The organism is Parafilimonas terrae (assembly GCF_900115755.1).
Classification (GTDB): domain Bacteria; phylum Bacteroidota; class Bacteroidia; order Chitinophagales; family Chitinophagaceae; genus Parafilimonas; species Parafilimonas terrae.
In genome coordinates, this window is record NZ_FOXQ01000003.1 from 138708 (window position 1) to 164261 (window position 25554).

Below are 25554 nucleotides of genomic sequence, written 5' to 3' on the forward strand. Positions count from 1 at the left end.
AGGTCCGGAGGCTCCACAGAGCATATTAAATCTTCCAATCATTCTAACTCCACAGAATCATTGTTCAAACAGATTTACGCTTCATCCGTAACACAACCTTCACTTGCTGTTTTTACACTTTTTGCATATTTATAAAGAACACCGCTTGTTGCTTTTAATGCAGGCTGCTTCCATGCAGCTTTGCGCTTAGCAATTTCTTCTTCACTCACTTTTAAAGTAAGCGTGTTATTGATGGCATCAATTTCAATTATATCATTGTCTTCAACCAAACCAATCAGACCGCCTTCATGTGCTTCCGGTGTAATATGGCCTACCACAAAACCATGAGTGCCGCCGCTGAATCTTCCATCTGTTATTAATGCAACGCTTTTACCTAAACCTGCGCCAATAATGGCGCCTGTTGGCTTCAGCATTTCAGGCATGCCCGGCGCTCCTTTGGGGCCGATGCCACGTATCACCACTACATCGCCTGCATGCACGCGTTTGCTTTGCAAACCTTCTATCAAATGCGCTTCGCCTTCAAACACACGTGCTGTGCCTTCAAAGCGCTCGCCTTCTTTACCGGTAATTTTTGCAACACTTCCTTTTTCAGCAAGATTGCCATATAAAATTTGTAAGTGACCTGTTGCTTTGAGCGGTTTTTCCAGCGGCATTAAAATATCCTGCTTTTCAAAATCAAGATCCGGTGCATCCTTTAAATTCTCTGCAACGGTTTTGCCGGTTACCGTTAAACAATCGCCATGTAACAGGCCTTTGCTCAATAAGTACTTCATTACTGCAGGTACGCCGCCATATTGATGCAGGTCCGCCATCATATATTTACCGCTTGGCTTGAAATCTGCCAGCATAGGCACTTTATCGCTTATCTTTTGAAAATCATCAACTGTTAAATCAACGCCCACGCTTTTTGCCACAGCAATCAAATGCAAAACTGCATTTGTGCTTCCGCCCAGCACCATCACAACTGTAATGGCATTTTCAAACGCCTTACGCGTCATAATATCTCTTGGCTTGATATCTTTTTCAAGCAATAATTTAATGGCTTCACCAACTGAATCGCATTCTTTTTGTTTTGCTTCACTTAATGCAGGATTGCTTGATGAATAAGGCAAACTCATGCCCATCGCCTCTATAGCGCTTGCCATGGTATTTGCAGTGTACATGCCGCCACAGGCGCCGGCACCGGGGCAGGCGTGACGAACAATGCCCTTGAAATCTTCTTCACTTAAGTTGCCTGCTATCTTCTGGCCTAATGCCTCAAATGCAGAAACTATGTTTAAATCGTTTTGTCCTTTGTAATGGCCGGGTTCAATGGTGCCGCCATATAACATAATGGAAGGGCGGTTCAGTCTTCCCATTGCCATTATGCAACCAGGCATGTTTTTATCGCAACCAGGTATTGCAACAATAGCGTCATAATATTGTGCGCCTGCATTGGTTTCAATACTGTCGGCAATTACATCGCGGCTTACCAAACTGTAACGCATACCATCAGTACCCATGCTTATACCATCGCTTACGCCAATCGTATAAAAACGTAAACCCAGTAAACCATCAACTTTATTTACACTGTCTTTTACACGGGTTGCAAAATCATTCAAATGCATGTTGCAGGGGTTGCCATCCCAGCCCATACTTACAACACCCACCTGGGCTTTCTTAAAATCTTCTTCTTTAAACCCAATAGCATAATACATTGCCTGGGCAGCAGGCTGCGTTGGATCCTGCGTTAACGTTTTAGAATACTTGTTTAGTTCTGCCATTGTTTTTTTGTATAAATCTTATCTAAATAAAAAACCCGCCTCTGAGCGGAGGCGGGTTTTTATAATCATTTATTTTTTATAAATTAAACACCACCTCCTGTAACAGAAATAATAATGACAACGACAATAATTATGACGCTGTTATTAGTGATGTTATTGATTATTCTGTTCAACATGTTTTGTGATGATGTTGAACAAATATATAACCGCCTTTCAATTATCCAAAGAACTTTTAAATAAAATATATAATCACTTATATAATTGTTGACTTTCTTAATTGCACATTCTCAACATTGATCCTTTCATGATCAGTTGATTTTACATAATCACTTATGAGGTCGCCGATGGTTGAAGTGAAATAAAAATTCACAGGCTCAATATCTTTTGATACAAACCCATTTTCCAATGTCCATTTAACAGCTTCACGCACTAATGCTGCTTCAGTTGACAAACCGAAATGTTCCAGCATCATGGCGGCAGATAAAATAGAACCTAAAGGATTGGCAATATCTTTTCCGGCAGCCTGTGGATAAGAGCCGTGAATCGGTTCAAATAAAACTGTTCCTGTTCCAACAGAAGCCGAAGGCAATAAGCCAAGCGAGCCGCTTAACACACTGGCTTCATCACTGATTATATCGCCAAACATATTTTCTGTAAGCACAATATCAAATTGCTTGGGGTTGAGCATTATCTGCATGGAAGCATTATCAACAAACATGTAATCAACGGCAACATCAGGATATTGCTTTGAAATTTCCTGCACCACTTTTCTCCAAAGCCTTGATGTTTCCAGCACATTTGCTTTATCAACCAGCGTTAATTTTTTCCTGCGCTCCGGCTTTTGTGCATATTGAAATGCAAGGTGTGCAATGCGTTCAATTTCTGGTGTTGTATAAACACAATCATCACTGGCTTTGGTTCCATCTTCACTTAATTCTTTCTTACCAAAATAAATGCCGCCGGTTAATTCACGAAAGATGATAAAGTCAACACCTTCTAACTTTTCAGCTTTTAAAGGAGCAAGATGCTGCAGCGCCGGATAAGTATTTACCGGGCGGATGTTAGCAAACAACTGCAAACTTTTTCTCAGTTTCAGCAAACCTTGTTCAGGACGAACTTTAGCGGTTGGGTCGTTATCATATTTTGGATGGCCGATTGCACCGAACAAAACAGCGTCGCTGTTAAGACAGCTTTCAATGGTTTCATCAGGTAATGGATTGCCCGTTTTATCTATGGCCACAGCACCCATTAAATGATAGGTGTAATTAAATGTATGATTGAATTGCGCGGCAATAGCATTCAATATTTTTACTGACTGCCTTGTTACTTCCGGCCCTATGCCGTCGCCTTCGATTACTGTAATGTTTTTTTGCATAAAGCATCCATCTCCGCCGCGGCGGATGTTTTTAAACCGCTACTGCAGTTGTTTTTTTTATATTAATTGAATATTGTTTATGTGCATTATTTTCCAGCAACATTACTTTGTCAACACATTTCGGAATTTCATTTTCATAATGGCTTACATAAATTAATGTTGTGTTTGACTGATTGCATAAATCATCAACTAACGCAACAAAATCTTTTACCTGCTGCTCATCTAAACCCTGGCAAGGCTCATCAAGAATTAATAACGGCGGATTTTTTACCAATGCCCTTGCCAGCAAAGTCAAACGCTGCTGGCTTGTTGAAATAGTATGCAGTTGCTGCTGTGCTTTGGCTTGTATGTTCAGGAACTGTAGCCATTCTTCCACTATCACTTTCTGTTCACCGCTTAATTTTTTGTACACGCCTATCGTATCAAAAAAACCGGAAGCGATAGTGTTATATACTGAAACAGTTTTATCGTAATACCAATGCAATTCTGGTGATACAAAACCTATTTTTCTTTTAATATCCCAGATACTTTCGCCACTGCCGCGCTTCTTGTCAAACAAAAAAACTTTATTGGAATATGCCTGCGGATGATCGCCGGTTATTAAGCTTGTCAGCGTTGATTTACCTGCTCCGTTCACACCTTTCAACAGCCATCTTTCCCCGCGGTTTATCTGCCAGTTAACGTTGCTGAGAATTTTCTTTTCACCGTAAGCAACAGAAACATTTTCCAAACGAACGGCAACATCAAATTCTATGTTATTGTGTTGTTTGGGAATGGCGCCATTGAATATTGAATATTGATTATTGTTTATTGAATATTTAAACGTTTTAATGTTTGCAAATTGCTTCAGCTTACCATTTTCCAACTCTGCAACATGCGTTATACATGCCGGTGCATCTTCAATATCTGCAATAATTATTATAGTTGATGACTTGCTTTTTTCATCAATAACTTCCTTTAAAACTTTACGGCTGTTAATATCCAGGCCAATAAAAGGCGTATCAAAAATAAAAACATCAGCATCCTGCAAAAAAGCTTTTATTAACTGGAAACGTTTATGCTCGCCGCTTGACAAATGCAGCAAGGCATCGTTTCTGCGATGGTTTAACTGAAGCTGGTTCAGCAAGGCATCAATTTTATTTTTATCTGCTGATACTTTAAGCAGTTCTTCACTCACCGTTAATGCATCATTGTTATCACTGCTGTTATAACGTTGCTGGTAATAAAAATCGTTTGTATTAGAAAGTGTTTTGAAGAAATAGTGTTGCTCAACAAAAATTATTTCCGGCTTACTGTTAAATTCAATCGTGCCTTTATAAAATATTTTACCGGCAAGCGCTTTTGCCAAAATTGTTTTGCCACTGCCAGAGCTGCCTGTTATAAGCAAATGTTCGCCTGCATTTAAATTAAATGATACATTGTTCAGTAACGGGTTTTGCTGCTGGTTAATGTTTATATTATTTACTATGATGGATGTTTGCGCCATGTGTTAATTGCGTACTGCTTCGTATGTTTCTATTTCATGTTTCATGCTCAATAAGTAATCAATATCATCGTAGCCATTAAGCAAACACGTTTTTTTGTAATTATTTATTTCAAAATTTTCCTGCTCGCCTGTTGGTACAATTTTGATGTATTGTTCTTCAAGATTTATTTCCAAAGCCGTAGCTGGGTCTTTCTTTACAGCATTAAAAATCTTTTCTAAAAACGCGTCGCTCACCTGCACCGGCAATAAGAAATTATTCAGCGCATTGTTTTTAAAAATGTCTGCGAAAAAACTGCTTACCACAGCATCAAAACCATAATCTTTAATAGCCCATGCAGCATGTTCGCGTGAAGAACCACAACCAAAATTTTTACCGGCAACTAAAATTTTGCCTGAATAAATTTTATTGTTCAGCGGAAAATTTTGCACCGGTTTATTTTCGTCATCGTTCTCATAACGCCAGTCGCGAAAAAGGTTTTTACCAAATCCTTCACGGGTAGTGGCTTTTAAAAAACGGGCCGGTATTATCTGGTCGGTATCAATATTTTCCAGTTCAACAGGCACCGCCGCAGACTGAATTATTTTTCTTTCACTCTGAAATTTTGCAGTACTTAAATTCTTCCGGCTTTCTTCTTCTATGGTTGTAATAACGCTCATTGTTTTTATTTTAATTTTCAGGTCAGAAACTCAAAGCATTTAAAGATTATTTCTTAACTGCTTTTACTCTTAAACGTATATAATCTGCGTACCATTTGCCATTTTCATAATTGGTTTCTTTTAAAATGGCAACGGCTTTATCAACAATATTTTCAACTTTTTCTGATGGAACCAGCTTAAAGAATGCCTGGCAAAACTGGTTGATCCAGTTCTTCATGCCATCTTCACCAAGCAGTTCTGTTGGCCTGTCAAATTGTATAATGTTTGAAACAGTGAAACCAACTCTTTCCAACATTGTTGCCTGCTCGCCCGCAGATGAAAAATAGTTTACCTGTATATTCGAATTCAATTCAAAACCTTCTTCGTTTAAAGCTTGTTTAATAGCTTCGTGAATACTTTCAATATTATGTTTGGCGCCCATTTCATATACAAACCTGCCGCCATCTTTTAAACTGTCGTAAACACATTGCAAAGCATTTTGCTGGTCTTTTATCCAATGAAATGTTGCGTTGGAAAAAGCCGCATCAAACTTTGAATCGAAGTAAAAATTACTTGCATCTTTTACGAGAAATTCAATATCATCATACCCCTGCTTTGCCCTGGCAATCATTTCCGGCGATGCATCTATACCGGTAACAATTGCGCCGGCTTCTGCAATTTTTGATGTTAATGTTCCTGTGCCGCAACCTACATCTAAAATGTGTTCGTCTTTTTGTGGAGCCAACCAGCCTAAAACATCTTCGCCATATTTTGCAACAAAACTGTGTTTGTTGTCATATAATGTTGCGTTCCACTTCATATTAATCATTTATCAGTTCTCTTATATCGCTTACTTCACCGGTAATTGCAGCGGCAGCAGCGGTTAAAGGACTTGCCAAAAATGTTCTTGCATTAGGGCCCTGCCTTCCTTCAAAATTCCTGTTGGAAGTAGAGATGCAATATTTTCCGGCGGGAATTTTATCTTCATTCATACCCAAACAGGCAGAACAACCTGGCTGGCGCAACATAAACCCGGCTTCTTCAAAGATTTTATTAATACCTTCTTCAATAGCTTGTTTTTCTACCTGCTTGCTGCCAGGCACCACCCAAACTTCAACATCTTTCGCTTTCTGTTTTCCTTTTACAAAACCTGCCACCATTCTTAAATCTTCAATACGGGCATTGGTGCAACTGCCAATAAAAACATAATCTACTTTCTTACCCTTCATGGCGGCGCCCGGTTCAATGCCCATGTAATGCAAACTTTTTTCGTAAGAAGGTTTGTCTTCCGCACTTATTTCTGTTAATGCAGGCACACGTCCTGTAATGCCGATGCCCATGCCCGGGTTAGTGCCGTAAGTTATCATCGGCTCAATGTCTTCCGCTTTAATGTTAAGCTCTGTATCAAACTTTGCATCAGCATCACTGTATAAAGTTTTCCAGTAAGCGAGGGCTTTATCCCAGTCTTCTCCATGCGGTGCAAATTTCCTGTCTTTTACATAGTTAAATGTAATTTCATCAGGAGCAATCATGCCGCAGCGGGCGCCCATTTCAATGCTCATGTTGCAGATGGTCATGCGGGCTTCCATCGATAAATTCCTGATAGCTGAACCAGCATACTCTACAGCATAACCGGTAGCGCCGCTGGCAGATATTTTTGAAATGATATAAAGAATAATATCTTTTGAAACAACGCCTTTGTTTAAGGTGCCTTCTACATTAATGCGCATCAATTTTGGCTTGCTCTGCATTAAACATTGCGTTGCCAAAACCATTTCCACTTCACTGGTGCCAATGCCAAATGCGATAGTACCAAATGCGCCGTGGGTAGATGTATGGCTGTCGCCGCAAACGATGGTCATACCGGGTTGGGTAACGCCAAGTTCAGGGCCGATAATGTGAACAATGCCCTGGTAAGGATGGCCTAAACCGTATAATTCAATACCAAATTTTGCACAATTTTCTTTCAGTTTTTCAACCTGCTTGCGGGAGAGCTCTTCGCGTATGGGAAGATGCTGGTTTAATGTTGGCACATTATGATCGGCTGTTGCCACCACCTGCTGCGGGCGAAAAACCGGGAGGCCGCGTTTTTCCAAACCTGCAAATGCCTGCGGGCTGGTTACTTCGTGAATGAAATGTTTATCTATATATAATACTGAAGGCCCGCCTTCAATTTGTTTTACCACATGTTTTTCCCAAATCTTTTCGAATAAAGTCTTACCCATTTTTATTTTTTTGAACCACTAAGCCACAAAGACATCCAGGATGATTACAATTTGCGCCTTCGTGCCTTTGCGGTTTAAATTGTTGATTGAAATTCTGAAAGCACAAGGGAGTGACACAACCGTGATGCCATTGATACGGCTGCTCATCTCCAAAAAATCCTAAGAAACAGCCTCCGGCTGATAAGCTTTAGCCAGTTCATGCAGGTCCTCATCTTTCACTTCTTTCTTTTTATCGGCAACATCTAAGAATTGCTGGTATAGCACATCAATATCGTTACGGTTAAAGCTGTAACCGATTTTTTGAAAACGATGCGCCAAAGCGCTTCTGCCGCTGCGGGCAGTAAGCACAATCTTGCTGCCATCGGCACCCACATCTTCGGGCCGGATGATCTCATACGTGCTGTTGTCTTTTAAGAAACCATCCTGGTGAATGCCGCTGGAATGCGCGAAGGCATTGGCGCCCACAATGGCTTTATTCGGTTGAACGGGCATGCGCATGGTATCGCTCACCAGGCGGCTAAGCGGGTTAAGTTTTTCTGTTTTGATATTGGTATAAAAACCAAGATAAGCATGCTGCTTCATCACCATCACTACTTCTTCGAGTGAAGTATTGCCGGCGCGTTCGCCCAATCCGTTAATGGTACATTCAATTTGTCCTGCGCCATTTATTACGCCTGCAATGGAATTGGCGGTTGCCAGGCCAAGGTCGTTGTGGCAATGGCAGGAAATAGTAGCCTTATCAATATTGGGAACATTATTTACGAGGTAGGCAATTTTTTCTCCATATTGATGGGGAAGGCAATAACCGGTTGTATCGGGAATATTCACCACCGTTGCGCCGGCAGCAATCACGGCCTCTATAACTTTTGCAAGAAAACCATTTTCGGTGCGGCCTGCATCTTCTGCATAAAACTCCACATCGTCCACCCAATTTTTAGCCCATTTAACTGCCTGAACGGCACGCTGCAGAATTTCTTCGCGGGTAGCATTGAATTTTGATTTGATATGAGAATCGGAAGTGCCGATGCCTGTATGTATGCGTGGGCGTTTTGCATATTTCAGCGCTTCGCCGGCTGCATTTATATCTTTTTCTACAGCGCGGCTAAGGCCGCAAACGGTAGCATTTTTAATAACCTTGGAAATTTCTTCCACCGAAGCAAAATCGCCGGGGCTGGAAATAGGAAAGCCAGCCTCAATTATATCAACACCCAAATCTTCAAGAGCCAGTGCAAGCTGTATTTTTTCTTTTGTATTGAGTTTACAGCCCGGCACTTGTTCGCCATCTCTTAAAGTAGTGTCGAAAATGTTAATCTTTTTTGTTTGCATAGATCTTTGATTTTGCGGTGTACTATTTATGAACAATTGTTAGTAATATCAGGAAGAGCTAAAGTTAAACATATTACATTTCCACTAAAATGAATATGAGGATGCTTTTACGGTTATAAATAACCTGTAATTTTGCTGAAAGCCTTTACAGATAAGTATTTGCGCAAATTTTATTTACGATGCCTAACAGGAGTACAGACGAGTTATTTCAGTTGATAAAGTCGCTTGACAAGTCGGAAAAGAGATTATTTAAACTGCATGTGAAACGTATATCGGGCACAGACGACCTTAAAATCCTGGCCTTATTTGATGCGCTGGATAATATGGCGGAATATGATGAAGATAAACTGCTGCGGAAAAATCCATCCATTCATAAACAGCAGCTTTCTAATATGAAAGCTTATTTATACAAGCAGTTGCTTTCAAGCCTCACCCATTCTTCGCCCGATATTGAAACGGTTTTGAGCGAGCATATTATGTATGCAAGGTTGCTGTACAATAAAGGCCTTTATATGCAATCGCTTAAAATACTGGATAAGGTTAAGGCCGCCGCTAAAACACATGATCAATCTACCTATCGCCTGCAGGCTTTAATTTTTGAGAAGAAAATTGAAGCCATGCATATAACGAGGAGCATTGAAGGCAAGGCCGAAGAATTATCCAGAGAATCAGATGAAGTGAGCCAGCGGGTTTCAAGGCTAAATAAACTGGCCAGTTTTGCACTGCAATTATATAGCTGGTATATTCAGCACGGGCATGCGAGGGATGAAAAAGACGAGAAGGCATTGCATGATTTCTTTTTTTCGTATTTGCCCACCTGCCAGGTTTGCGGTATGGACTTTTATGAAAAGCTTTATTATTACCAGGCTTACACATGGTACACATTTATACTGCAGGACCTGTTAGGCTTTTACCGGTATTCGCAAAAATGGGTGGACCTGTTTGAAGAAAACAGGAGCATGAAGGATACGGAATCCATTCAATATGTAAAGGGATTGCATAATCTTTCAACGGCACATTTTGTTTTATCCAATTATAAAAAGTTTGATGAAGTATTAAATTTATTTGAATCGTTCTGGACATCCAAGGCGGGGCAAAAAGATGCTAATACACAAATTCAAACTTTTATTTACATGCAGATTGCTTTACTGAACAAGCATTTCATGCATGGCACTTTTACAAAAGGGCTTTCGCTGGTGCCTTATATTGAAGAAAAAATTGAAGAATATAAACTGCATATTGATACGCACCGTATTCTCATCTTTTATTATAAAATTGCCTGTTTATATTTTGGAAGCGGGGATAATGAAAAAGCCATTGATTATCTCAACCTGATTATTAACCGCAGGCCCGATTTGAGGACTGACCTGCATTGCTATTCAAGATTATTGCACCTGATAGCGCATTTTGAACTGGGTAATTATGACCTGGTTGAATATCTTATTAAATCGGTGTACAGGTTTATGGCTAAAATGAATAACCTCAATATTGTGGAAGAAGAGATTTTTAAATTTTTGCGTAAATCTTTTAATTCAACGCCTGCAAAAATTATTGCTGAATTTGAACCGCTGAAAAACAGGCTTGAATCATTAAAAGGAAATCCGCTTGCTACAAGGTCATTTATGTATCTTGATATAATAGGCTGGCTGGAGAGCAAGATTGAAAACGTGCCGGTGCAGGACATTATTCATAATAAATACCTTAAAGCTAAAAAGAACCGGCAGGCGGCAGATGCCCTTAATTAAGGCTTATAATAAAACTGCTGTTTTTTTGAATCCCTTTTTTAAATATATCATGCAATTTTGGCCTTGCACTAACTACCGTGTGTTTTTCCAAATCCAACACTTCATGGCTTAAGGTAAATGTTTCAAAAGACTCCATATACGGAAATAATCTTTTTATGTTTTCTATTTCCCGGTTTATCTTTTTCTTATCAGTTTCACTTGTTTTAACTGTTATCAGTAATTCCCTTTCCATAAAATCATATTTATTATTTAATGGCAAAGATGGTTCCGAATTACGCATCCTTACTACAAAGACGCCTAAGCTGCTTTAATCCACAAAATGGGAAATAGAATTTACAATCCTGTAACAATAAATTCAGTGCGCCGGTTTAAAGCCCTTCCTTCTTCTGTAGAATTGTCAGCTACCGGTTTAGTTTCGCCAAAACCTTTTGAATTCAGGCGTTTTGCATCAATGCCTTTGCTTATCAAATAATCAACCACAGCTTTTGACCTGTTTTGAGACAGCAATAAATTATCTGCATCGCCGCCCACATTATCTGTATAACCGTTTATCTGTATTTTGATGGATGGATTATCATTCATTAACTGAACAAGTTTATTCAATTCAATCATACTTACCGGTTCAAGTGTAAAAGACTTTGAATCGAACTGGATATTTTTTAAACGAACCGTGGCATTCAGCTCAACCGGTTCTAACGCAATATCTTTTACATAAACACTGTCTGAAGGCTTGTCTGCAAGATTAAAAACATCACTGTAAAATAAATAGCCTTTTCGGTTTACCGTGAAAGTGTAATTTTTATTTACCGGCAGCGTAATAAAATAATAACCGGTTTCATCAGTTTGCACATTGCTTAAAACCTGCTGGCTGCTGTCAATGCTTAACTCAACAGAACATGGAAGGCCTTTATGTGTTTTAGCATCGGTAACGTAACCTTTTACATACAAAGTTTTTACAGGACTAACGTCAGGCCTTAATTTAAATTTATAGAGATCAAGAAAGCCTCTTGTATCAGCGCGGTCGCTGGCGTAATAAGCTGTTAAACCATCGGAAGCAACAAACAAGCTGCCTTCATTTTCCAGGGTATTGATTGGGTAACCAAGATTCTCCGGTTTGCTCCACTGCTTCTCCCCTGTTCTGCGCAGCATATAAATATCTGTGCCGCCATAACCGGGCAAGCCATTGGAAGTATAATATAATGTTTGATTATCGGCATGAATGAATGGTGCAATTTCATCGCCAACTGTATTTATACCAGCGCCCATATTTACGGCAGGCTGCCATTTACCATTTACGCGATAACTTACGTACAGATCTTTGCCACCATAACCGCCCGGCCTGTCGCTACTGAAATACAATGCATTTTTATCAGGGCTTAATGATGGCGAGCTTTCCCAAAACTCTGTATTGATATTAGCGCCGAGGTTTACCGGTTCACTCCAGCCGGTTGGAGTATCATAAGACATATATAAATCAAAATTGCCATAGCCCTTTCCTGCAAAATTTCCGGCAAATAAAAGCCATTCACCATCCTGCGAAATATTGATAGCGCCTTTGGATGGCTCAACATTTATATCGCCTTTAATTACTTCCGCTTTGGAATAACCGTCAGGCGTAAGCCTGCTTTCAACAAAATCTTCCTGGATACCCTGGCCGCGACGGGTGAAGACCAAAATGCTGTCATCAATAGTGATAGACGGATAATATTCAGGCCGTGGCGAGTTTACATTATCACCAAGATTTACGGGAGTAAATTCATAATTAGCTGACGAATGCGAAGCTGCATACTGCAATGCAAATTCATAAGTATGCTTCCTATATAAAGCGCTCTTTTTACTCTTCTCATTAAGCCTGGGCATAGTAAGAAAATCATCAACGGCGCTCAGCGCTTCATTAAATTTTCCGGCGCCTGCAAGGTTGATGGAATAAGGCAGCAAATAAAACTTTGAATAGCCGCTGTCGATTGTAAAAGCTTTCTGATAATTCAAAATGCTGTTGTTATAATCCTTCAATTCTCCGTAAACACCGCCAAGCGTAAGATAAGCATCCACAAAATTTGCATCGTACTCAATCGCCTTATCTAAAACAGGAATGGCATTGCTTACATCCATATCATTCTGCAAAATATCCATTGCCTTTGTGTAAGCATCCATCGCTTTTTTATTAACAGCTTCAGGATTATACTGCTGCGCCTTTGCAGCAATGGTTATACAACACAAACAAACCAATAGATGTTTCATCAGTGAATTTTTATTTTATTTTTTTGCCTGATGGAACGCCCGGTAAATTTTCCTTGTTTATAAAAATTTAAGCGTTTCATAAAGTAAAGATGCAAACAAGTTGTTTAAATAAACTTCACTAAAAGTTAAAACTGAATATCGTGAATTTGCATGGAGATATAAGTTTTGAAACGAAATTTGCGCCAACATATTATCAATTCATATAAATGAGAAAATCAGTTTTTACCTTTTGCTTTCTTTTTATATTGGCAAGCTTATCTGCACAAGACACTGCGCAAAAAATCACCTATGGCCGTTTTAACAACGAAGAACAGCAGTCAAAGCCATATATTATTTTAATTTCTGTTGATGGCCTGCGCTGGGATTTCATTCAGAAATATCATGCGGAAAATTTAATACAGCTTGGCAGCAGCGGCGTAACCGCATCTGCCATGGTCCCTTCTTTTCCGTCACTTACTTTTCCAAACCATTATACCATTGCAACAGGCCTTTATCCAGCACATCATGGTTTGGTGAATAACAGCTTTTATGATGAAAACAAAAAAGCATTTTACGCCATGAGCAATAAAGCGGCTGTGCGGGATAGCTCCTGGTATGGCGGCACACCTTTATGGGTGCTTGCAGAAGAACAACACATGCTGAGCGCCAGTTTTTACTGGGTAGGTTCGGAAGCGCCGGAACATGGTATTTTCCCAACATACACTTACAGTTATAATGAAGCCATTGGTATTGACAGGCGTATTGAAGTGGTAAAAAACTGGTTGCAGTTGCCTGAAGACAGGCGGCCACATTTTATTGCTTTTTATTTTCCGCAGGTAGATCATGCAGCGCATTTATTTGGGCCTGATTCAAAAGAAACAGCAATGGCTGTTCAGTTTGTTGACAGCGCTGTAGCCAAAATGGTTGCTACAGTAAATGCACTGAATTTGCCGGTCAATTATATATTAGTTTCAGATCATGGCATGACACAGGTGGACACCATCAATACGTTGCCCTTGCCTGCTGTAATTGATACATCGAAATTTATTGTTCCCAACGGCGATGCTTTGCTGCAGTTATATGCAAAAGATAAAAACGATGTGTTGCCAACGTACAAACAGTTAAAAGCAACAGCAAAAGATTATGATGTTTATTTAGCAACCAATACACCTGCTCACTGGCATTACAGCAAAAAAGATGATTATTATAACCGCATCGGCGATATTATCCTCACCCCACATTTACCCAAAGCTTTTAATATCAGGAACAGGAAAATAACGCCCGGCAAACACGGCTTCGATCCAAAAATTGAAGATATGCATGCTACGTTTATGGCCTGGGGGCCCGCCTTTAAACAGGGAAAGAAAATCCGCTCATTTGAAAACGTAAATGTGTATCCGCTTGTTGCAAAAATCTTAGGGCTTAGTTACACAGAAAAAATAGATGGCAAATTATCTGTATTGAAAAACATTCTCAGATAAATATATCAATGCGGACAGGCACAATCTGGCATAAACTTTTCCGAACATTTTATTGAATAACGGCTTATTAACTTATACGGGTAATAATCAACGGTATGGCTTTTGTTGGATAAAGGTTAAAACATTTGCTGGTTAAACATTGCAGCAACGCTTTTCAAAGATTTACCGTTAATGTAAATCATAACTTTAAAAGGCTGGTTGAATTAATAATTGAATGAATGATGTAATAATCAAAAGGCTTTGTATTAAACGGGTATCCTTTAGTGTAATGCAGGAATGATGAAGTGCGATGTACCAGGTACCCCGTTATTTCAGGCCAACAACAAATAATTCAGCCAGCTTTTTACTTAAATATCTTATTATGAAAAAATGCCTTTTTCTTTTATTGCTTACACCGCTTTTCATTAAAACATCCGCGCAAAATGATAACATGACGTATGATCCTAATAAAGCTTTAATGGTAACAATTGGTGCAGGCGCTGGTTATAACGACTATAAACACCTGAACAACCGGCTGGATGATGCCGGCATTCTTACCGTTGGCAAGTTTTCCATCAGCAACATGCTGGAAGCAGACATGCGCATGAAAAACCTGCTGATAGGATTGGGCACAGGAATGAATTTATCAGCCAGAAAAAATGATGATTATAAAACCTGGCTGATGAGTTTCTATGGCGGTGCACATGCTGCTTACTATATAGCCAATAGCAAAAACTTTCATTTCGGGCCACAGCTTGGTATTGGTGCGTATGGCTCGTTTGTAAAAATAACGGAGCGCAACGGCCATAATAATTTTAATGATTTAATAACCAGTGGCAACAGCACAACCATAAGCCAATATACACCTGCACTGGATTTTGCTTTACGATTTGATTTTGCTGATTTCAGCAAAAGCAAGACTGGCGTGGCCGGTTTACGGTTAGGTTACAGGCTGGGTTTAAGTAACCGCGGCTGGGGCGATGATGCAGGCACATCAGTGGTGGATGGATCACCCAAAGACAGGATTGGCCAGTTTTATGCAATGGCAACGATTGGCTTAACAGCATTGAAACCAAATAACTGGAGAGGCATGAAAAATATGCACTAATAATTTTTAATGCGAGATATATTTATCAACCGGCATACGGTTTTGCAGGCTGCGGCCAAGCGTTAATTCATCGGCATATTCAAGATCGCCGCCAAACGCAATGCCGCGGGCTATGGTTGTGATACGACAATTAAAATCCTTAATTTTTTTCTGGATATAATAGATAGTAGTATCGCCCTGTATATTTGGGCTTAAAGCAAAAATGAGTTCTTCCGTTTGTTCTTTCTGAATGCGCTGTACCAGCGATTCTATCTGTAGCTGGTCTGGCCCAATTCCATCCAAAGGAGAAATAACGCCGCCTAAAATATGATACGTGCCGCTAAACTGCTGCGTATTTTCTATCGCAATAACATCCCGCAGGTTTTCTACCACGCAAATCAAACTTTGGTTACGTAAACTATTAGCGCAAATAGAACATATATCAGCATCGCTTACATTATTACAACGCTGGCAAAATTTTATATCGCGGCGCATGCGGGCAATGGTTTCACTGAAATTTTCAGTGATCGATTCATCCTGTTTTAATAGATGCAATACCATGCGCAATGCGGTTTTTTTACCAATTCCCGGGAACCTGGCAAATTCGTTCACTGCATTTTCAAGAAGGGAAGAAGAGAATTGCATGCGCAAATGTAGCAAATATCAGCCCTAACAAAACGCTATGATTAAGCAAAGAAAATATATAAAACGCCGTTTGTAAACCGTGAATTTTTTCCGGTTAATATTGCCATGCCTATGAATGTAAACAGGCAATGGATATTGCCCGTTTATATTGCTTGTATTTACACTAAAACTAATCGCTGCTATTTGCATGCAGGAAGGTTTAATGTTCAATGCAAAATTAAGAAAGGCAAAATCTATAATTGTCATTTTAACTTTTATTTCCTTTTAACAAACGCTGCAAGCCTGTAAAACCAATATGCATTCGCCCAAAACAAAAATTTAATTTAGCAGCCATTAAATATCCATTATGTCAAATTCCAAACACATAGCAATAGTTACAGGCGCTTCAGGCAATCTTGGTAAAGCAGTAATAAAAAAATTTATAGCAGAAGGTTATTTTGTTATTGGTACCCGGCACCATACTGATATATCTTTTGATGACAGCAATTTTGAAAGTATTGAAGCAGACCTCACCAATGAAGAAGCCGCCAGCGCATTTGTGAACGATGTTATCGCCAGGCACAAACACATTGACGTTGCCATACTTACTACAGGCGGTTTTGCCATGGGTAATATAGGCAGCACAAAAACAAGCGATATTGCCAACCAATACAAACTCAATTTTGAAACGACCTACAATGTTGCAGCGCCTGTTTTTAACCACATGTTGCAACAAAACAATGGCAAAATATTCATGATTGGTTCAAAGCCGGGACTTGACATGAGAAACGGCAAAGGCATGGTAGCATATAGCCTGGCAAAATCATTAATATTCCGTTTGGCCGAACTCATGAATGATGAAGCCAGAGGGAAAAATGTAGTAACCAATGTAATTGTTCCCGGCACGATTGATACGCCGCAAAACCGGGCTGCTATGCCAGGCAGCAGTTTTGACAAATGGACAACACCCGAAGCTATTGCTGATGTTATTTACTGGTATTGCACCAGCGAAGCAAACGTTTTGCGCGAAGGCGTGATAAAGATTTATAACCAGGCTTAATGAATTGAAATTAAACCTCTCTTATTTCTGTATTTATGCAATATTAACCGCCTTATCTTGCGCAGGCAACCGTTATATAACCAGGTAATAGTTCTTAATAAACAAAGCTCATGAAAAAATTTATTACAGTGCCCGCACTATTTTTAATAGCGGGTTTATTTCACACAGCAAAAGCGCAGCAATACACTTCGTTTGTTGATCCATACATAGGTTCAGGCGGGCATGGCCACGTTTTCGTAGGGGCCAGTGTGCCGCTGGGCGCCGTGCAGGTTGGGCCTAACAATTTTATGCAGGGCTGGGACTGGTGTTCCGGTTATCATTATTCAGACAGCATCATCATTGGTTTTTCACAAACACATTTAAGCGGCACCGGCATTGGCGACCTGGGCGATGTGCTTATTATGCCTTATACCGGCGCCGTTAAAACAGGTAAAGCCACGCCTAAAAATTATACTGATGGTTATGGCAGCAAATTTTCGCATGCCAACGAGAAAGTAAAACCCGGCTATTATGCGGTGAAGCTGGATAACGGCGTTAAAGTTGAATTAACGGCTTCTGAACGTGTTGCCTATCACCGTTATCATTTTCCCGCCAATAAAGATGCACGCATTTTAATTGATTTGAAAGAAGGTATTGGCGACAGGCCTACCGAAACCTATATTGAACAAACAGACGCCACCACATTTAAAGGTTACCGTTTTTCAAGAGGGTGGGCAAACGATCAGCATTTATATTTCGCTATAAAAATTTCCAAACCTGTTACCGATTTTGTGGTGTATGATGATTCCACTGCGCTTACTGCAAAGAATGGAAAAGCAAAAGCTATTAAAGGGCTGATAAGCTTTAAAAAGTTTTCGGGCGATGTAGATCTGAAAATAGGCATCTCTGCTGTAAGCGCAGAGAACGCCCTAACAAATTTAACCACAGAAATACCGGGCTGGAATTTTGAACAGGTGGCCGCCCTTGCCGATAAAAAATGGAACGATGAGCTTTCAAAAATTAAAATAGAAACCAGCAATAATGCTGAGAAAAAAATTTTTTACACTGCCTTATTTCACACATTAATCAATCCATCATTATACAACGATGTAAACGGTGAATACCGCGGTGCAGACAAGCAGGTGCATAAAGCTGCTTTCAATAACTATTCAGTGTTTTCTTTGTGGGATACTTATCGCGCCTTACATCCTTTATACACCATTTTCCAACCCGGCAGGGTGAATGACCTTGTACAATCCATGCTTGTTATTTATCAGCAGCAAAACAAATTGCCCGTTTGGCATTTGATGAGTTGCGAAACCAATACAATGCCCGGCGTAAGCAGTGCACAGGTTGTTGCAGAAGCTTACACAAAAGGTTTTAAAGGATTTGATAAAACACTGGCGCTTGAAGCTGTAAAAAATTCTATGATGCGCGATGAGCAGGGATTAAAGTATGATAAAATACTGCAGCAAATCCCTTATGATAGTGTACGCGAATCGGTTGCAAAAGCGCTGGAATATGGCGTTTCCAATGCCAGCATTGCACTGATGGAAAAGAAGGCCGGCAACATAAGCGACTATGAATATTTTAATAAACGGGCGCATAATTACAAACTGTATTTTGATAGTTCGTCAGGTTTTTTTCGTGGCAGAGATGCCGCCGGCGCCTGGAACCCGGTATTCGATCCGGCAAGGTCATCGCATCCATATATAGATGATCTTGCAGAAGGCAATCACTGGCAATATATATGGCTGGTGCCGGGCGATGTGGAAGGCCTTATGCAACTGCTTGGCGGCGAAGCAAAGTTTACAGCAAAGCTGGATTCTTTATTTGTATTGCAGGCGCCTTACGATCCTAAAGCGCCACCGGATATAGCAGGTTTGATTGGTCAATATGCGCATGGCAACGAGCCCTGCCATCATGTGCTTTACCTGTATGCGTATGCAGGCCAGCAATGGAAATCGGCAGAAAAGGCCCGCTATGTTTTAAATAATTTATACGGCACCGATCCCGATAATGGCGTTAGCGGCAATGATGATTGCGGGCAAATGTCGGCATGGTATATTTTATCATCGCTCGGTTTTTATCCTGTATTGCCGGCAAACGGCGCTTATGTTTTCGGAAGCCCGTTATTTAATAAAGCTTCACTGAAAGTTTTCAACAATAAAACTTTTACTGTTGAGGCAGTAAACAACAGCCCTGAAAATATTTATATACAACATGCAGAATTAAATGGTAAGCCTTACACGAAAACTTATATTATGTATGATGATATTATGAACGGCGGCACTTTAAAATTGTTTATGGGCAACAAGCCCAATTACGCGTATGGCGCTAATGCAGCAGACAGGCCAAAATCTGTTTATTAAAATTATTTTTATAGAGATATGCTGAGGCACGTTTGCGAATTTGAATATCTCTGCATCACTTTGTACTTTGCCCGTAATATTTTAAAGGATGAAACCTGTAGGCATTTATGATATTATACGGATTGATGAGTTTTCTTCCACACCCAAATACCAGCAAATCATCAATTCTATTCTTAAGGCTATTGAGTCGGGGAGACTGCAGCAGCAGGACATATTGCCTTCTATTAATGATCTCAGTTACGAGCTGGATGTATCGAGGGATACAGCGGAAAAAGGTTATCGCTACTTAAAAAAAACGGGTGTGCTTGGCTCGGTGCCGGGGAAAGGTTATTTCATAAAAAACACGGTAGTTAACCATGTGCTGAATATTTGTTTGCTGTTTAATAAACTAAGCGCCCATAAAAAAATTATTTACGATTCATTTGTTGAAGCGCTTGGCAGCAATGCTGCAATAGATTTTTATATCTACAACAACGATTTCTCTTTATTTAAAAAATTATTAAGCAGCAAACAGGAAGATTATACGCATTATGTCATCATCCCGCATTTTATAGAAGGCGGTGAAAAAGCCTGTGATATTATCAATACGCTTCCGAAAGACAAGCTTATTTTACTCGACAAAAAAGTGGCCGGCGTAGATGGCGAATATGGCGCGGTATATGAAAATTTCTCAAAAGATATTTATACCGCATTGCATAAAGCAAAGGAACAATTAAGCAAGTATCATTCATTAAAAATACTGTTTCCGCAAAACAGTTATTACCCGCATGAAATAACAGACGGCTTTTCCAGGTTTTGCCAGGATTATGCATTTAAGTATAAGGTGGTAAGCAACATTAAAACCGAAGAACTTAAAAAAGGCGAAGCTTATATTTCAGTAATGGAAGATGACCTTGTAACATTAATTGAACACATTCTTCAATCAAATCTTGAAGTGGGTAAAGACATTGGCATTATTTCTTATAATGAAACGCCGGTTAAAAAAATTATTCTCGATGGCATTACCACCATATCAACCGATTTTAAGAAGATGGGTAAAATGACTGCCGAATTAATTTTAAGCGGCTCAAGGCAACACATTGAAGTGCCGTTTATGCTTACCCTGAGAGCTTCTTTATAAACCTGGAAGCAACACATATTTTTCAACTATCATCACCTTTAATTGCAGCACAGCACAGGACGGTTGAAAAAGTTACAAAAGATACTTTCGTTCTGCATCATATATTAAATGTTGATTGCACTGAAAGTTCTGAATGCTGGTTAAATAAATTCATAAATCAGCTACTGTAAGCTTACTATAGTTTAAAGCATAACAGATTTTATTTATCGCTAAATAAAACGATAGTCCTGTTGCCATAACCGTCATTTTTATAAATAAACCTTTATGCCAAATTATATGCCTGCATATTGCAGCGGCAGTTATTTGTTCATTATTGCCAGGGCAGGGTTTTCCCTTTTTTTAAAAGCGGCGCCTTGCTAACCCGTTGTGAATACACGCAGCCAAACTTTAATGCATGCATAATGAATGGTGCATAATCATAAAACCCACAAGCCCAAAACAAGGCATCAATTATCTTACTAATAAATACCTGCTAATGAAAAAAATAACTTTACTCTTCATGTTTGCTGCATTTTCAGTTACGGCATTTTCACAGCAAAGCCATACCGGCGATAGTATATACAAAAACTTTTTAACGCCGCCTGATGCAGCAAAGCCGCGTGTTTGGTGGCATTGGATGAATGGCAATATTACACAGGACGGAATTAGAAAAGACCTGGAATGGATGCACCGTGTTGGCATTGGCGGATTCCAGAATTTTGATGCTGCACTTGCAACGCCGCAAATAGTTGAAAAACGTTTAACCTATATGACGCCTGACTGGCAGGCTGCATTTAAGCTAACTGCAAAACTCGCAGATTCCCTGCATCTTGAAATGGCAATTGCAGGCTCGCCGGGATGGAGTGAAAGTGGTGGGTCATGGGTAAAGCCGGAAGATGGCATGAAAAAAATTGTGTGGACAGAAATGCGTGTAAAAGGCGGAACATCTAACATAAAAATCCTGCCACAGCAAGGCATAACAGGGCCGTTTCAAAATATTGTGATGCAACCTGGTTTTGGCGAAGCTGTTGAACCGGAAAAGCTTCCTGTTTTTTATAAAGACATTGCTGTTATCGCATACAAATTACCTGAAGCTGATAAATCGTTAACTGACCTGGGCGCAGTTGTTACATCAAGCGGCGGCAGCTTCACATTAGCCCAGCTTACAGATGGCGATTTAAGTACCACATCCCTTTTACCGAGAGATTCTGCCACAGGCTTCGGATGGATTCAATTTGCATTTCCTCAGCCGCAAACAATAAAAGCCATAACAATCGTTGGCGGTGGAAAGCCCGGCACATTTGGATTTGGCGCTGCTGCAAAAGACAGCCGCAAACTGGAAGCGAGTGATGACGGTGTGAATTACAAATTTGTTTGCATCATACCTCCCGGCGCTATCCTCCAGCAAACAATTGCCATTACGCCAACCACCGCAAAATATTTTCGTGTTACAATAAACAATCCGCCACCGCCTGTTGATATGGGCGCTGCATTCGGAATGGGCGGAATGGGGAAGATAAAAGATCCCGGCGGTACGCCTGTTGCAGAAATAAATTTACACACAGCAGATGTTATTAATTGTTTTGAAGAAAAAGATGCATTCGCCCCTGTTGGCGATTTGAATACAAAGCTTACCGCATCCTCAAACGATGCTGTTTCAACAAATAATATTGTTGACCTGACAAATAAAATGAATGCAGACGGAACAGTAAACTGGACTGCGCCTGAGGGAGAATGGAAAGTTGTTCGTTTTGGATATTCTTTGTTGGGCATCACCAACCATCCTGCTTCGCCTGAAGCCACGGGCCTGGAAGTGGATAAGCTCGATCCCGTTGCTGTAAAAAATTATTTTGAAACCTATCTTGATCAATACAAAAGTGCAACCGGCGGTTTAATGGGCAGCAAAGGCGGCCTGCAATATATGGTTACAGATAGCTGGGAAGCCGGCGCACAAAACTGGACAGCCAATTTGCCCGCAGAATTTCAGAAACGCCGTGGTTACAGCATCATGCCCTGGCTGCCTGTAATAACCGGGGAGATTGTTGAAAGCGCTGAAGCAAGTGAAAAATTTTTATTTGATTTCAGGAAAACATTAAGCGAAATGGTTGCGGAATACCATTATGATGCATTAACAAAAATACTGGCAGCGCGTGGCATGAAACGTTATTCCGAATCACATGAAAACGGCCGTGCATTTATTGCTGATGGTATGGATGTAAAAAGAACGGCCGCAGTACCTATGTCTGCTTTGTGGACGCCTAATCCGTTTATCAATCAAAATGACCAGACGGCACATACCATCGATATAAGGGAATCAGCATCGGTGGCGCATATCTTCGGACAAAACCTTGTAGCGGCTGAAAGCCTTACTGCGCTTGGCATTGGCGGCACTGCATGGTCTTATTACCCTGGAAATTTAAAACCAAGCGTTGACCTTGAATTAGCAAGCGGGCTAAACCGTTTTGTAATACACTGTTCCGTTCACCAGCCTGTTGATGATAAAATCCCGGGGCTTGGCCTTGGCCCTTTTGGACAGTGGTACACACGCCATGAAACATGGGCAGAGCAGGCAACGGCATGGAACGCTTATCTTTCACGCAGCAGTTATTTGTTGCAGCAGGGAAAGTTTGTTGCTGATATTGTATATTATTATGGAGAAGACAATAACATCACAAATTTATTTGGCAAACATCCGCCTGCCATTCCCGAAGGATACAATTACGATTATATTAATGCGTATGCACTTATCAATTTATTATCTGTAAAGAATGGAATTCTGGTTACACCAAGTGGTATGCGTTATCGCGTACTTGTGCTCGACAGCAATGCAGCCAGGATGAGTTTACCGGTATTGAAAAAAATAAATGAACTCGTAAAAGCTGGTGCAACTGTAACAGGCATTAAACCTGTAACAACATTAGGTTTGTCTGATGACAGGAATGAGTTTAATAAGCTGGTGAGCGAAACATGGTCATCATCAAACACAAAGGTTACTGAAGGAAAACCTGTGGGCGATGTATTGAATACAATGAATATTGCTCCTGATTTCACCTACACAAAACCACAGGCGGATATGAAATTATTATACGTGCACCGCACATTACCCGATCGTGATATTTACTGGATAAATAACCGCAGCGATAAAAATGAAAATACCGAAGCCGCATTTCGTATAACCGGTAAAGTGCCTGTGATATGGCACGCTGAAACGGGTGCAACAGAACCTGCCTCTTACAACATCTCCGGTGGTATCACAAAGGTTAAGCTGCACTTATCGCCGAACGATGCCGTGTTTGTAATATTTAAAGATAAAGCTGAAAGCACATCCTTTACACTGCCCGCAACAGAAGAAAAAGAATTAGCAACAATCGAAGGAAGCTGGAATGTAAGTTTTCAGCCAAACCGCGGCGCACCTGCCACTGCAACGTTTGATAAGCTTTCTTCCTACACTGAAAATGCAGATGAAGGGATAAAATATTTTTCAGGCACAGCATCCTATACAAAAACAATTGCGGCAGATAAAAGCTGGTTTGCGCCCGGCGCACATCTATGGCTCAACCTGGGTGATGTTAAAAATATCGCAGAGGTAATTGTAAACGGAAAATCCCTTGGTATTGTTTGGAAACAACCTTTTAGTGTTGATATAACCAGTGCATTAAAAGCAGGAGAAAATAAAATTGAAGTGAAGGTTACCAATCTCTGGGTAAACCGTTTAATCGGCGATTCACAGCCAAACGTTGCACATAAAATCACTTATACAACCATGCCTTTTTACCAGGCGAGCTCAAAATTACTGCCATCAGGTTTGTTAGGGCCTGTACAAATTCTTTCAGTAAAATAGATTTAAAAAAATATGAACGCAAAAAAGATTATTGAATCTTGATACGTTTGCAGCTATAACATAACTTAGAACCATGCAGATAAAATACAATAGTAATTATCCATCCATAGACGATCTTAGAAAAAGGGCGCAAAAAAAAATTCCGCGTTTTGCTTTTGAATACCTCGACGGCGGCTGTAATGAAGACATAAACCTCCATAAAAATACGGCTGACTTACGGGAGATAGAACTGATGCCTTACTATCTTCAAAACTATAAGCCATCCAACCTGAGCACAGAGCTTTTTGGCCACGTTTATGACGCACCGTTTGGCATTGCGCCTGTTGGCCTGCAGGGCCTCATGTGGCCCAATGCCCCTGAAATACTGGCCAGGGCTGCATTTGAACATAACATCCCTTTTATATTAAGCACGGTTACAACGTCATCAATTGAAAGAATTGCAGCAATAACAGAAGGCCGTGCATGGTTTCAGTTATACCATCCTGCAGAAAATGAAATAAGGGACAGCATTATAAACAGGGCTGCAGCAGCGCAAATGCCCGTGCTTGTAATTTTAAGCGACGTTCCAACATTTGGGTACAGGCCGAGAGATATTCGCAACGGCCTTGCCATGCCGCCAAAAATGACGCTGCAGAATATTTTGCAGATAATGGGAAAACCTGGATGGGCTTTAAAAACACTGATACATGGCCAGCCTGCATTTGCCACAATGAAGCAATACATGCCTAAAGGCTTAAACATGAAACAGCTTGGCTTATACATGAACAAAACTTTTTCAGGCAGGCTGAACGAAGAAAAGATAAAACCGATAAGGGATATGTGGAAAGGCAAACTGGTTATAAAAGGTGTGGCCAGCGAAGAAGATACAGACATGGCGATAAGATTAGGGCTTGATGGCATTATTGTTTCCAACCATGGCGGCAGGCAGCTGGATGCCGGGCAATCGGCCATTCACTCGCTTCAAACAATTATAAAAAACTATAAGCATAAAATAAAAATTATGATGGACAGCGGCATCCGCTCCGGCCCCGACATTGCGAGGACACTGGCAACCGGCGCTGAATTTGCCTTTCTTGGAAGAACCTTTATGTACAGCGTTGCGGCGCTGGGCAATGAAGGCGGTAACCATGCCATATCTATCTTAAAAACGCAGGTGCAGCAGGTAATGGAACAGGTTTGCTGCGCAAACGTTGCAGACTTTCCCAATCATCTTATTAATAATGGTTAATCTTTATTTAAAACATACATCGCATAAT

18 protein-coding genes are annotated in these 25554 nt (G+C 40.3%); 8 read left to right on the forward strand and 10 right to left on the reverse strand.

Features of this window, described 5'->3' with window-relative positions:
• Positions 1-74 precede the first annotated feature (74 nt).
• From ilvD to BM015_RS07010, 7 genes are all read right to left on the reverse strand, one after another.
• A complete protein-coding gene (gene ilvD / locus BM015_RS06980; RefSeq protein WP_090656601.1) occupies positions 75-1763 on the reverse strand; it encodes a dihydroxy-acid dehydratase in 1689 nt (562 codons plus the stop codon).
• 253 nt (positions 1764-2016) lie between these two features.
• Positions 2017-3138, reverse strand: coding sequence for a 3-isopropylmalate dehydrogenase (gene leuB / locus BM015_RS06985; RefSeq protein ID WP_090656605.1), 1122 nt, complete (start codon positions 3136-3138; stop codon positions 2017-2019).
• A gap of 31 nt (positions 3139-3169) precedes the next feature.
• Positions 3170-4624, reverse strand: coding sequence for an ATP-binding cassette domain-containing protein (locus tag BM015_RS06990; protein WP_090656607.1), 1455 nt, complete (start codon positions 4622-4624; stop codon positions 3170-3172).
• A 3-nt stretch (positions 4625-4627) separates the two neighbouring features.
• Positions 4628-5281: a 3-isopropylmalate dehydratase small subunit gene (gene leuD / locus BM015_RS06995; protein WP_090656609.1), complete on the reverse strand. Its 654-nt coding sequence runs from the start codon at positions 5279-5281 to the stop codon at positions 4628-4630.
• 46 nt (positions 5282-5327) lie between these two features.
• Positions 5328-6080: a class I SAM-dependent methyltransferase gene (locus tag BM015_RS07000; protein ID WP_218148450.1), complete on the reverse strand. Its 753-nt coding sequence runs from the start codon at positions 6078-6080 to the stop codon at positions 5328-5330.
• A gap of 1 nt (position 6081) precedes the next feature.
• Entirely contained in the window at positions 6082-7485 is a 1404-nt protein-coding gene (leuC, locus tag BM015_RS07005) for a 3-isopropylmalate dehydratase large subunit (protein WP_090656615.1), read from the reverse strand.
• A gap of 159 nt (positions 7486-7644) precedes the next feature.
• A complete protein-coding gene (locus tag BM015_RS07010) occupies positions 7645-8811 on the reverse strand; it encodes a 2-isopropylmalate synthase (RefSeq protein WP_090656618.1) in 1167 nt (388 codons plus the stop codon).
• Between the two features lie 179 nt (positions 8812-8990).
• Here BM015_RS07010 and BM015_RS07015 point away from each other — a divergent pair, with 179 nt between their 5' ends.
• Complete coding sequence (locus tag BM015_RS07015; protein WP_090656621.1) at positions 8991-10556, forward strand: hypothetical protein; 1566 nt, start codon at positions 8991-8993, stop codon at positions 10554-10556.
• On the opposite strand, the gene BM015_RS07020 is transcribed toward BM015_RS07015, so the two are convergent.
• Both BM015_RS07020 and BM015_RS07025 read right to left on the reverse strand, forming a co-directional pair.
• A complete protein-coding gene (locus BM015_RS07020) occupies positions 10549-10788 on the reverse strand; it encodes a hypothetical protein (protein WP_143075774.1) in 240 nt (79 codons plus the stop codon). The genes BM015_RS07015 and BM015_RS07020 overlap by 8 nt on opposite strands.
• Before the next feature lie 101 nt (positions 10789-10889).
• Complete coding sequence (locus tag BM015_RS07025; protein WP_090656627.1) at positions 10890-12797, reverse strand: OmpA family protein; 1908 nt, start codon at positions 12795-12797, stop codon at positions 10890-10892.
• 206 nt (positions 12798-13003) lie between these two features.
• On the opposite strand from BM015_RS07025, the gene BM015_RS07030 reads away from it, so the two are divergent.
• Complete coding sequence (locus BM015_RS07030) at positions 13004-14257, forward strand: alkaline phosphatase family protein (protein ID WP_090656630.1); 1254 nt, start codon at positions 13004-13006, stop codon at positions 14255-14257.
• Between the two features lie 361 nt (positions 14258-14618).
• Positions 14619-15344 (forward strand): hypothetical protein, encoded by a 726-nt coding sequence (locus BM015_RS07035; protein ID WP_143075775.1) that lies wholly within the window; start codon positions 14619-14621, stop codon positions 15342-15344.
• 6 nt (positions 15345-15350) lie between these two features.
• Here BM015_RS07035 and recR read toward each other — a convergent pair whose 3' ends face one another.
• Positions 15351-15968 carry a recombination mediator RecR gene (gene recR / locus BM015_RS07040; RefSeq protein ID WP_090656636.1) on the reverse strand — a complete coding sequence of 206 codons (618 nt, stop codon included), beginning with the start codon at positions 15966-15968 and terminating at the stop codon, positions 15351-15353.
• Between the two features lie 346 nt (positions 15969-16314).
• Between recR and BM015_RS07050 the strand changes: the two genes are divergently transcribed.
• From BM015_RS07050 to BM015_RS07070, 5 genes are all read left to right on the forward strand, one after another.
• On the forward strand, positions 16315-17007 hold the full coding sequence (locus tag BM015_RS07050; protein WP_090656642.1) for an SDR family NAD(P)-dependent oxidoreductase: 693 nt from the start codon (positions 16315-16317) through the stop codon (positions 17005-17007).
• Positions 17008-17117: 110 nt separating this feature from the next.
• Positions 17118-19358, forward strand: coding sequence for a GH92 family glycosyl hydrolase (locus BM015_RS07055; RefSeq protein ID WP_090656647.1), 2241 nt, complete (start codon positions 17118-17120; stop codon positions 19356-19358).
• Positions 19359-19446: 88 nt separating this feature from the next.
• Entirely contained in the window at positions 19447-20478 is a 1032-nt protein-coding gene (locus BM015_RS07060; RefSeq protein ID WP_090656651.1) for a GntR family transcriptional regulator, read from the forward strand.
• A gap of 475 nt (positions 20479-20953) precedes the next feature.
• Positions 20954-24298: a glycosyl hydrolase gene (locus BM015_RS07065; protein WP_090657095.1), complete on the forward strand. Its 3345-nt coding sequence runs from the start codon at positions 20954-20956 to the stop codon at positions 24296-24298.
• Positions 24299-24371: 73 nt separating this feature from the next.
• Positions 24372-25526: an alpha-hydroxy acid oxidase gene (locus tag BM015_RS07070; protein WP_090656654.1), complete on the forward strand. Its 1155-nt coding sequence runs from the start codon at positions 24372-24374 to the stop codon at positions 25524-25526.
• The last annotated feature ends 28 nt before the right edge of the window (positions 25527-25554 follow it).